Origin of the sequence: Azospirillum formosense (genome assembly GCF_013340925.1) — a bacterium.
Lineage (GTDB): Bacteria > Pseudomonadota > Alphaproteobacteria > Azospirillales > Azospirillaceae > Azospirillum > Azospirillum formosense.
On sequence record NZ_WHOR01000229.1, the window covers coordinates 1 to 9531 of the forward strand.

A 9531-nucleotide genomic window follows, 5' to 3' on the forward strand; every position below is an offset into this window, starting at 1 on the left:
CGACGGGCGGCGGCGGCGGGCGCTTCATCACGATGGGCGGGCAGCCGGGGCCGGCGGCACCGAACAGGGCGGCCTGGATCTCGCACTCGCTGGGGTTGGGGCCGAGCGGGACGGCGGGCGCCGCCGCCGATTGCGCCAGGGCCGGACCCGCGGAAAGGGCCAGCCCGACCATCAATGCCCCGATTGTTGGGATTTTGCGCGTATGCATGCCCGCATTGTCCCAAGCTTGGGGGCCGGCCGTCAAATTCCGCGTGGAACAGTCGTGCGCGCCTCTGTACGATCCCGGTCCGATCTTTCGTTTGCGGTATGTGGGAGGAAACAAGAATGAAGTCGATGAAGGCGCTGTTCGCCGGTCTGGCGCTGGCCGCCATGGTTCTGCCGGGCGTGATCGCCAACGGCGCGACGGCGGCGGATTACAAGGCCGAGTACAAGCTGTCCACCGTGCTGGGCAAGCCGTTCCCCTGGGGCATCGGCGGCGACCGCTGGGCCGAGCTGGTCAAGGAGAAGACCAACGGGCGCATCAACGTGAAGATGTATCCCGGCTCCGCCCTGGTGAACGGCGACCAGACCAAGGAATTCACCGCGCTGCGCCAGGGCGTGATCGACATGGCGGTGGGCTCCACCATCAACTGGTCGCCGCAGGTGAAGGAGCTGAACCTCTTCTCGCTGCCCTTCCTGATGCCCGACCACAAGGCCATGGACGCGCTGACCCAGGGGCCGGTCGGCAAGCAGCTGTTCGACCTGCTCGCCACCAAGGACGTGGTGCCGCTGGCCTGGGGCGAGAACGGCTTCCGCGAGGTTTCCAACTCCAAGCGCGCCATCCGCACGCCGGAGGACCTGAAGGGCCTGAAGATCCGCGTCGTCGGCTCGCCGCTCTACCTCGACACCTTCACCGCGCTGGGCGCCAACCCGACGCAGATGAGCTGGGCCGACGCGCAGCCGGCCCTGTCCACCGGCGCCGTCGACGGGCAGGAGAACCCGGTCGGCGTGTTCGTCGCCGGCAAGCTGCCGACGCTCGGCCAGAAGCATCTGACCCTGTGGGGCTACGTCGCCGACCCGCTGATCTTCGTGGTCAACAAGGAGGTCTGGAACAGCTGGTCCAAGGAGGATCAGGAGGCGGTGCGCGCCGCCGCCGTCCAGGCCGCCGCGGAGGAGGTCGCCATCGCCCGCAAGGGCATCACCGCCCAGGACGACAGCCTGCTGAAGGACATCGCCGCCCAGGGCGTCGAGGTCGTGCAGCTGACGCCCGAGCAGCAGAAGGCCTTCCAGAAGGCCACCCAGGCCGTCTACGACAAGTGGGCCAAGACCATCGGCCCCGACCTCGTGAAGGCCGCCGAGACGTCCGTCGCCAACCGGAAGTAAGCCTGCGGCCTGCGCCCGCCCCCTCCCTCGCCGAAGGCGGGGGAGGGTTGGGGAGGGGGCAGGCCTCTGGCCTTTGTCGAGATTTTTTCCGATGAACAACGATCTGCTGGAAGCCGGCATGGCGACGGAGCAGCCCAAGACGCGGGTGCCGGTGACGCTGGAGCGTTCGCTGGCCGCCCTGTCGATGGCCGCCCTGTGCCTCGTCACCTTCGCCAACGTCGTGACGCGCTACCTGACCGACGTGTCCCTGGCCTTCACCGAGGAATATTCGATCTTCCTCCTGGTGGTCATGACGCTGTTCGGGTCCGCCGTCGCCGCCGCCGCTGACCGGCACATCCGCATCACCTTCATCGCCGACAAGCTGCCGCCGTCCCTGCGGAGGGTGACGGAGCTGGTGGCCTGGACGGCGGCGCTCGCCATGTTCGGCCTGCTCGTCTGGTACGGCGGTCGCCTGACCTACGACCAGTGGCGGTTCGAGGAGACCTCGCCCGGCCTGGGCAACCCGCAATGGCTCTACACGGTCTGGCTTCCGCTGCTGTCGGCGGTCGTCGCCCTGCGCGTGATCGGGCGCCTGATCCGCACGGCGAAGGGGACCGCCTGATGGCGCTGACGATTCTGTTCGGCGGCTTCCTGCTGCTGCTGGTGATCGGCGCGCCGCTGGCGGTGGCCCTGGGGCTGGCCGGGTCGCTGGCAATCCTGGACGCGCAGCTCGGCATCCTGTCGGTTCCGACCAACGTCTACGCCGGCATCGCGAAGTATCCGCTGCTGGCCATCCCGGTCTTCATCCTGGCCGGCCTGATCTTCGAGCGGGCGGGCGTGGCGAAGCAGCTCGTCACCTTCGCGTCCTCCATCGTCGGGGCGAAGAACGGCGGGCTGGCGGTGGTGGCCATCCTGGTCTGCATGGTGATGGGCGGCATCTCCGGCTCCGGCCCCGCCGACGCGGCGGCGGTCGCCACGGTGATGATTCCGTCCATGCACAAGGCCGGCTATCCCAAGGCCTTCTCGGCCAGCGTGATCGCGGCGGCGGCGGCGACGGCCATCCTGATCCCGCCCTCGGTCGCCTTCATCATCTACAGCGTCCTGGTCCCGCAGGCGTCGGTGCCGGCGCTGTTCGCGGCGGGGATGGTTCCCGGCATCCTGGCCGGGCTGTCCCTGCTGGCGCCGACCATCTGGCTGTCGCGCAAGCACGGTTTCGGCCTGAAGGACGCCGGGCCGCGCCCGCCCTTCTGGCGCAGCCTGCGGCAGGCGATCTGGGGGCTGCTGGCCCCGGTCATCATCCTGGGCGGCCTGCGCACCGGCGCCTTCACCCCGACCGAGGCGGCGGTGGTCGCCGTTTTCTACGGCTTGGCGGTCGGCGTCTTCGTCTACCGCAGCCTGACCTGGCGCGAGCTGTACGAGGTGCTGGCCGAGGCGGCGGAGATGTCCGCCGTGGTTCTGCTCATCATCGCGCTGTCCAGCGTCTTCGCCTGGGCGGGCAGCACGATGGGCGCCTTCGACCGGGTGGCCGCCCTGGCGATCGAGGGGGTGGGCAGCGAGGTCCTCGTCCTGCTGCTGCTGAACGTGGCGCTGCTGGCGCTGGGGATGGTGCTGGACGCGGTGTCGATCTTCCTGATCCTGCTGCCGCTGCTGACCCCGATCATGACCGCCTTCCACTGGGACCCTGTGTGGTTCGGCGTGATGCTGACCATGAACCTCGCCATCGGCCAGTTCACCCCGCCCATGGCGGTGAACCTGATGGTGACCACGCGGGTGGCCGGCATCAGCATGGAATCGACGGTGCGCTGGGTGCTGTGGATGGTCGCGGCGATGCTCTGCGCGCTGGTTCTGGTGACCTTCGTGCCGGAGCTGGCGCTCTGGCTGCCCCGGCAGCTCGGCTACCTGTAACCTGTCAGGTCTTGGTGCGGCGGGTGGCCAGCAGGATGCCCGCCGCGATCAGGCCGATGCCGGCGGCGTGGTAGAGGTGGGGCTGCTCGCCGAGGAACAGGATGGCGAGGACGCTCCCGAACACCGGCATCAGATGGATGCACATCCCCGCCGTGTTGGCGCCCACCAGCGCCACGGCGCGGTTGAAGCAGAGATAGGCGGCGATCGACGGGAACAGCGCCACGTAGGCGACCGCCCCCAGCGCCGTCGGGGTGATCGGCATGGGGTTCCCGCCGACGCTTTCCCACAGATAGAAGGGCAGCAGCATCGCCGCGCCGCCCGCGAAGGTGACGGCGATGAAGCTGAGGCCGTGCACCGCCGGGCGGCGGCGCAGCAGGGCGGTGTAGGCGGCGTAGCCGAGCACCGCCGCCAGCACCCACAAATCCCCGGCGGCGAGTTGCAGCCCGATCAGCACCGCCGGGTCGCCCCGCGCGATCAGCGTCAGGGCGCCGGCCAGCGACACGGCGATGCCCACCCCCTGCCGCGGGGTCACCCGGTCGCCGAACAGGGCCAGGCTCATCAGCACGATCAGCACCGGCATGGAGGACTGCATCATCACCGCGTTCAGCGCCGTGGTGGTGTGCAGACCCACATAGAGGAAGGTGTTGAAGACCGCGATGCCCAGCGCCGACAGCAGCAGGACGACCGGCCACTGCTTGGCCAGCGCCCGCGCGTCGTGCCGCAGGTGCCGCCACGCGAAGGGCAGCACCAGCAGCATCCCCAGCGTCCAGCGCCAGAAGGCCAGCCCGACCGGCGGCACCTCGCCCGACACCGCGCGGCCCAGGACGGCGTTGCTCGACCAGAACAGCGGCGGCAGCATCATCAGGAGCCACGCCTGATCGAACAGGCGGCGGCGGGCGGGAGTGGCGTTGTCGCTCACGGCTGGCGGCTCATCGGGCTGGGCGCGTCGGGGTTGGACGCATCATGAAACGGGCCGCGGCTCAGCCGCGGCGGCGCGGGGAGGCGAAGGGCGACAGGGGGCCGTCGCCACGCGCACCATCGCTGCGCGGGCCATCACCACGGGGACCGTCCGACCGGAAGGACTCGCTGCGGGAGAAACCCTCGCGGCGCGGGCGGTCGCCTCGGGGGCCGTCACCGCGCGGACCATCGCCACGGGGACCATCGCCACGGGGACCGCGCCCCTCGCCGCGGGGACCGTCGCCGCGGCCTTCGCGCGGCGGCTTCGGCGGCTGGCGCATCTCCGCGTCCAGCTCGGCGATGCGCTTCACCAGCGCTTCACGGATCGCCGGGGCCGCGTGGGACTTCAGGGTGGCGAGCTGCTCCTTCAACTGCTGGAGCTGAAGCTGCTTCTGCTCCCGCGTGCGCTTGATGGCGACGTTGTCGGAATGCTGGCCGTCGAAGGCGCGCATGAAAAGGTCCTCGTTGCAGAAAATAAGACGCCCGCCGTGGCGTCCCAGCGGACGCCCGGTCGGGGAGCGCGGAATATTGGAAAGGCACCGGCGCCAAAGCAAGCCGGGAGTTTGCTCCGCCTGTGCGATAAAGCGGTTGACGGCGGCGGGCCGGATCAGGTCGCCCGGATCACTCCTCCAATGGACGCCGGCCGTGGAACAGCGTTGTCGCCTCGTCGAGATGGCGCGACAGGGCGGCGGCGGTTTCCTCCGGCCCGCTGCGCCGCGACCCTTGGACGCGGGCCTCCGCGGCGGCGGCGGCCCGGGCGGCGGGGTCGGCGGCCAGAGCGGCCAGCCGCTCGACGAAGGCGCCGTAGTCGGGGAGGGTGAAGCGCGGACCGACGACGCTGGCGACGTCGCCGCCGGGCAGCGACAGCGGCACCGCCCCGGCGGCCAGGGCCTCGGCGGCGCTGGCGCCCCCGCCGGTCCGCCGGGGATTCACATAGGCGTCGCAGACCGCCAGCAGGGCGCCCATGTCCGACACATAGCCCAGGCAGCACAGCCGTCCGGCGTGGCGGGACGCGGCCAGCCGCCGGGGCAGGGCTTCGGCGTGCCCGGCGAAGACGGTGACGGCACGCGGCACGCGGTCGAACAGCGCCTCCAGCATGGCGAGGAAGGCTCCGTCCGCCTCATCGTCCAGCCGGTTGCCGACGACGGCGCAGACGAAGGCGTTCTCCTCCAGCCCGAAGGCGGCGCGCGCCGCGTCCGTCCGCGGCGCCGCCCCGGCCAGCGAATGCAGGAAGCGGAAGGGACGCCAGGACTGGGCCAGCGGGCCGTGGGTGGGCGCCGCGCCGCCACCGAAATCCAGCACGATGTCGGCCAGCGACAGGGTGGCCCCGCTGGTGGTCGGGATGCACAGGGTGGGGCGCGTCCCGGCCATCAGGTCGGCCACGACGCAGGACCCGCCGAGCGACAGAACGGCGTCGGGATCGAGCGCCGCGATGGCCTCCAGGAACCAGGCGATCTTGCCGGGGCTGACGCAAGGCTCGACGGAGGACAGCATCCGATACGCGCGCCCGTCCGCCTCGATCCGCTGATCGCCGGAGAGGGTGGGCTCCACCGACGCCGCGAAGGAGGGCACGAACAGGCTGTGCACCTCCGCCGGCATGATGTTGGTGTTGAGGATCACCACCTCCCGCCCGCAGCGGTCCTCCAGCAGGGCGGCGTAGGACAGCAGGTCCCGCGACGGCTGGTGGCGCAGCGACAGGAACTGGTTGGTCACCAGCACGACCCGTCCGGTGCCCGCTCCCCCGGCCCGGCGGGCGGGTGGAACGACGGCCTGACGGCGGCGGATCTCACCGAGGATGCGGCGGTAGAAGGGGAACTGCCGTTCCTCGAAGAAGCCGGGGCGGCTCGCCGGGTCCATGCGCATCAGGAAGAGTTGGCGCCCGATGCCGGCGTGGATGTGCAGCAACCCCTCCAGCCCGGATTGCGCGATGTTGCCTTCGATCGCGTCGAGCAGTTCGTCGTAATAGCGCAGGTCGCCCGAGACGGTGGCCATGGCCGAGAGCATAAGGACCGTGTCCGCTCCCTGCGCCAGCCGGGGCAACTCCCGCGCCGCCCGCGCCCGCTCGGCCCTGGGCCGGTCGAGAAAGGCCTCGCAGAGGATTTCGATGGCTTTCAGATCCCGCCCGCTCGTCACGGGCCGGCGCAGCGCGGCGGCGAGGTCGGTAAGGGCGGGCGGTTGGGGCATCGGCCTTGCTGGGAAAAGGGCGCGATGAGTCATGCCACATATGGAAAGGCCCCGGAAGGCGTTACCTTCCAGGGCCTTAGAGTGGTGCCGCAGCAGGGATTTGAACCCCGGACCTACTGATTACGAATCAGTTGCTCTACCCCTGAGCTACTGCGGCGCCGACGTCGGTGCGTCGTGGGCGCGGAAATTAACCGGGGGGGCGGACCGGCGCAAGCGCTTTTTTGGGAGATGGATAAAATTATCCTTTCTGGCGGATGACGTCCAAAAAGGGGTCGGCATAACGCTCCAGCTTGCGGGCGCCGACGCCGGGCAGGCGGGCGAAGGCGGCGCGGTCCATCGGGCGCGTCGCGACCATCTCAAGCAGCGTGCTGTCGTGGAAGATCACGTAGGGCGGCACCCCCTGCGCGCGGGCAAGTTCCGTGCGGCAGTCCTTCAGCGCGTGCCACAGCGCGTCGTCGGCGGGCGACAGGGCGCCGCGCGCGCCGGCCCGCGACACGCCCTCGCCGGACAGGGTGCCGGAGGGGGCGGAGCCGCCGCGGGAGACGTGGCGGCGCAACGCGTCGTGGACGCCGCGGCGCTTCTCGACGACTGGGTCCTTGCGCAGCTTCACCGTCTGCTGGCCCTTGATGACCGGGATGCCCGCGTCGGTCAGGCGGAAGCCGCCATAGCCCTCCAGATCGACCGTCAGATAGCCGGCGGCGACGAGCTGCCGGTAGACCGACTGCCATTCCGCCTTGGACAGCTCCTTGCCGCAGCCGAAGGTCTTCAGCGCGTCGTGGGCCTGCTGCGCCACCTTCTCCGTGGCGTTGCCCAGCAGCACGTCGATCAGGTGCCCGGCGCCGTAGCGCTGGCCGGTGCGGTAGACCGCCGACAGGGCCTTCTGCGCGGCGACGGTGCCGTCCCAGGTCTCCACCGGCTCCAGGCAGGTGTCGCAATTGCCGCAGGGCGCCTCCAGCGTCTCGCCGAAATAGTTCAGCAGCACCTTGCGGCGGCAGGCGGAGGTCTCGCAGAAGCCGAGCAGCGCCTCCAGCTTGGAGCGCTCGACGCGGCGGTGGGAATCGCCGGCCTCCGACTGCTCCAGCATCTGGCGCAGGCCCACCACGTCGGCCATGCCGTAGCTCATCCAGGCGTCGGCGGGCAGGCCGTCGCGCCCGGCGCGGCCGGTCTCCTGATAATAGGCCTCCAGGCTCTTGGGCGGGTCGAGGTGGCAGACGAAGCGCACGTTCGGCTTGTCGATGCCCATGCCGAAGGCCACCGTCGCCACCATGACGATGCCCTCGCCCTTGATGAACAGGTCCTGGTTCGCCTCGCGCACCTCGGACGGCAGCCCGGCGTGGTAGGGAAGCGCCTCCCGCCCCTGCTGGTTCAGCCAGTTGGCGGTGTCCTCGACCTTCGCCCGCGACATGCAATAGATGATGCCGGCGTCCTCGGGGTGGTTCTCCCGCAGGAAGGCCAACATCTGCTGGCGCTCGCTCTTCTTCGGGACGACGCGGTAAGTGATGTTGGGCCGGTCGAAGCTGGACAGGAAGACGCGGGCCTCGGTCAGCCCCAGCTTGTCCTTGATCTCCGCGCGGGTCTGCGCGTCCGCCGTGGCGGTCAGCGCGACGCGCGGCACGGTCGGGTGCCGCTCGTGCAGAATGGAGAGCTGGAGATACTCGGGGCGGAAGTCGTGGCCCCACTGGCTGACGCAATGCGCCTCGTCCAGCGCGAAGAGGGCGAGCTTGGTGCGGTCCAGCAGGTCGAGGAAGCGCGGGGTGACCAGACGCTCCGGCGCCACATAGACGAGGTCGATCTCGCCGCGGACCATGGCCCGCTCCACCTCGCGCGCCTCGGCGGCGTCGAGGGAGGAATTGAGGAAGGCCGCCCGCACGCCCAGCTCGCGCAGCGCCGTCACCTGATCCCGCATCAGCGCGATCAGCGGCGAGACCACCACCGTCACGCCATCGCGCACCAGCGCCGGCACCTGATAGCACAGCGACTTGCCGCCGCCGGTGGGCATGAGGACAAGCGCGTCGCCGCCACGGATGACGTGGGCGATGATGTCGGCCTGCTGCCCGCGGAAGGCGGAATAGCCGAAGACCGACCGCAACACCTCCAGGGCGGGATTGCCGTCGGGATCCTGGGCCGGCTCCGCCGGATGGGCCTTGAAATTGAAGAGCGAGTCCACGCCGATGCGGTTCAGATGCGGGTCCGTCTCTGGACGATTTGAAATCTGGTGTTCGGGTCAGAATCCGGTGGCCGGGATGCGATCGCGAACCCGACGGCTATGATGTGGCACAGATCACCCGATTCGTGAAGTCGCAATCCGGAAAGAGCGTGGGGACAAGGGTGGCGCATCGCGCGATGCGGGAAAAACTGTGGCGCTCCTCGGCCGGCTACAAAAGGTCGCGCAGCATCGCCACCAGCGGCACGTCGGCGGGGGGCATGGGGTAGTCGCCCATGCGGTTCGGGTAGACCCAGGCGAGCTTCTGCCCCTCCCGCGCCATCACGTCGCCCTCCCAGACGCGGCAGACGAACAGCGGCATCAGCAGGTGGAATGTTTCGTAGCTGTGCGAGGCGAAGGTGAAGGGGGCGAGGCAGCTCGCCGCCGTGTCGATGCCCAGCTCCTCCTTCAGCTCACGGACCAGGGCGGCCTCCGGCGTCTCACCCGCGTCGACCTTGCCGCCGGGAAACTCCCACAGCCCGGCCAGCGACTTGCCGGGCGGGCGCTGGGCCAGCAGGACGCGGCCGTCGGCGTCCACCAGAGCGACCGCGACGACCAGCAGGGTCGGCAGCGAACCGGGGGCCGGGGTGGAGGAGGGATCGAAGCAGGCCGGCATCACGCGGTCTCCGGGGTGAGGAACCGCCAGCGTCCGGCGGTCAGTTCATAATGGTCGGCTTCGTCGAGCGGCAGGAAGCCGATCTTGTCCAGCAGGCGGCGGGAGCGGTGGTTGTCCGGCGCGGTCCGCGCCCACAGGCGGGGCAGGCCCAGCGCGAAGGCGGCGGGGGCGACGGGCCGCCGCACCTCCCTGCCGGATCCCACCCCCCGGGGCGGCGGGGCGGGCCACCAAGCAGCCCCGCCCCCCGCCCTGGGCCACCCGCCGCCCCCCCCCCAGCGCCCTCTCCCGCCGCCGCACGAGTGGCCACCGCGCACCACACGCGGCG

Annotated in this window: 9 protein-coding genes, 1 tRNA gene and 1 pseudogene; 3 read left to right on the top strand and 8 right to left on the bottom strand. The window is 70.5% G+C overall.

The window, feature by feature from the left end:
* Positions 1-208: pseudogene (locus tag GBZ26_RS22685) on the bottom strand (OmpA family protein); the annotation flags it as partial.
* 116 nt (positions 209-324) lie between these two features.
* Between GBZ26_RS22685 and GBZ26_RS22690 the strand changes: the two are divergent.
* The 3 genes from GBZ26_RS22690 to GBZ26_RS22700 all read left to right on the top strand — a co-directional run bounded on the left by GBZ26_RS22690 (position 325) and on the right by GBZ26_RS22700 (position 3246).
* Entirely contained in the window at positions 325-1362 is a 1038-nt protein-coding gene (locus GBZ26_RS22690; RefSeq protein ID WP_174440798.1) for a DctP family TRAP transporter solute-binding subunit, read from the top strand.
* 91 nt (positions 1363-1453) lie between these two features.
* Positions 1454-1963 carry a TRAP transporter small permease gene (locus GBZ26_RS22695; protein WP_246653522.1) on the top strand — a complete coding sequence of 170 codons (510 nt, stop codon included), beginning with the start codon at positions 1454-1456 and terminating at the stop codon, positions 1961-1963.
* The gene (locus GBZ26_RS22700; RefSeq protein ID WP_174440799.1) at positions 1963-3246 is read left to right on the top strand and encodes a TRAP transporter large permease; all 1284 of its coding nucleotides are present in this window, start codon (positions 1963-1965) and stop codon (positions 3244-3246) included. Before GBZ26_RS22695 ends, GBZ26_RS22700 begins: the two co-directional genes overlap by 1 nt.
* Positions 3247-3250: 4 nt before the next feature.
* Here GBZ26_RS22700 and GBZ26_RS22705 read toward each other — a convergent pair whose 3' ends face one another.
* The 7 genes from GBZ26_RS22705 to GBZ26_RS30905 all read right to left on the bottom strand — a co-directional run bounded on the left by GBZ26_RS22705 (position 3251) and on the right by GBZ26_RS30905 (position 9391).
* The gene (locus tag GBZ26_RS22705) at positions 3251-4165 is read right to left on the bottom strand and encodes an EamA family transporter (protein ID WP_174440800.1); all 915 of its coding nucleotides are present in this window, start codon (positions 4163-4165) and stop codon (positions 3251-3253) included.
* 61 nt (positions 4166-4226) lie between these two features.
* Positions 4227-4655 (bottom strand): hypothetical protein, encoded by a 429-nt coding sequence (locus tag GBZ26_RS22710; RefSeq protein WP_174440801.1) that lies wholly within the window; start codon positions 4653-4655, stop codon positions 4227-4229.
* Positions 4656-4824: 169 nt separating this feature from the next.
* Positions 4825-6387 (bottom strand): glycosyltransferase family protein, encoded by a 1563-nt coding sequence (locus GBZ26_RS22715; protein ID WP_174440802.1) that lies wholly within the window; start codon positions 6385-6387, stop codon positions 4825-4827.
* Positions 6388-6469: 82 nt separating this feature from the next.
* Positions 6470-6544: transfer RNA gene (locus tag GBZ26_RS22720), tRNA-Thr, on the bottom strand.
* Between the two features lie 81 nt (positions 6545-6625).
* Positions 6626-8554: a DNA helicase RecQ gene (gene recQ, locus GBZ26_RS22725; protein ID WP_174440803.1), complete on the bottom strand. Its 1929-nt coding sequence runs from the start codon at positions 8552-8554 to the stop codon at positions 6626-6628.
* Positions 8555-8762: 208 nt separating this feature from the next.
* The gene (locus GBZ26_RS22730) at positions 8763-9206 is read right to left on the bottom strand and encodes a (deoxy)nucleoside triphosphate pyrophosphohydrolase (protein WP_149164075.1); all 444 of its coding nucleotides are present in this window, start codon (positions 9204-9206) and stop codon (positions 8763-8765) included.
* On the bottom strand, positions 9206-9391 hold the full coding sequence (locus GBZ26_RS30905; protein ID WP_345772059.1) for a GNAT family N-acetyltransferase: 186 nt from the start codon (positions 9389-9391) through the stop codon (positions 9206-9208). The genes GBZ26_RS22730 and GBZ26_RS30905 overlap by 1 nt, the downstream gene beginning before the upstream one ends.
* Positions 9392-9531: the final 140 nt, after the last annotated feature.

Excerpts from the sequence above, each read along its gene's own strand:
- GBZ26_RS22690 (WP_174440798.1), top strand. The coding sequence starts at position 325 with ATGAAGTCGATGAAGGCGCTGTTCGCCGGTCTGGCGCTGGCCGCCATG.
- GBZ26_RS22695 (WP_246653522.1), top strand. The coding sequence starts at position 1,454 with ATGAACAACGATCTGCTGGAAGCCGGCATGGCGACGGAGCAGCCCAAG.
- GBZ26_RS22700 (WP_174440799.1), top strand. The coding sequence starts at position 1,963 with ATGGCGCTGACGATTCTGTTCGGCGGCTTCCTGCTGCTGCTGGTGATC.
- GBZ26_RS22710 (WP_174440801.1), bottom strand. The coding sequence starts at position 4,655 with ATGCGCGCCTTCGACGGCCAGCATTCCGACAACGTCGCCATCAAGCGC.
- GBZ26_RS22715 (WP_174440802.1), bottom strand. The coding sequence starts at position 6,387 with ATGCCCCAACCGCCCGCCCTTACCGACCTCGCCGCCGCGCTGCGCCGG.
- GBZ26_RS22730 (WP_149164075.1), bottom strand. The coding sequence starts at position 9,206 with ATGCCGGCCTGCTTCGATCCCTCCTCCACCCCGGCCCCCGGTTCGCTG.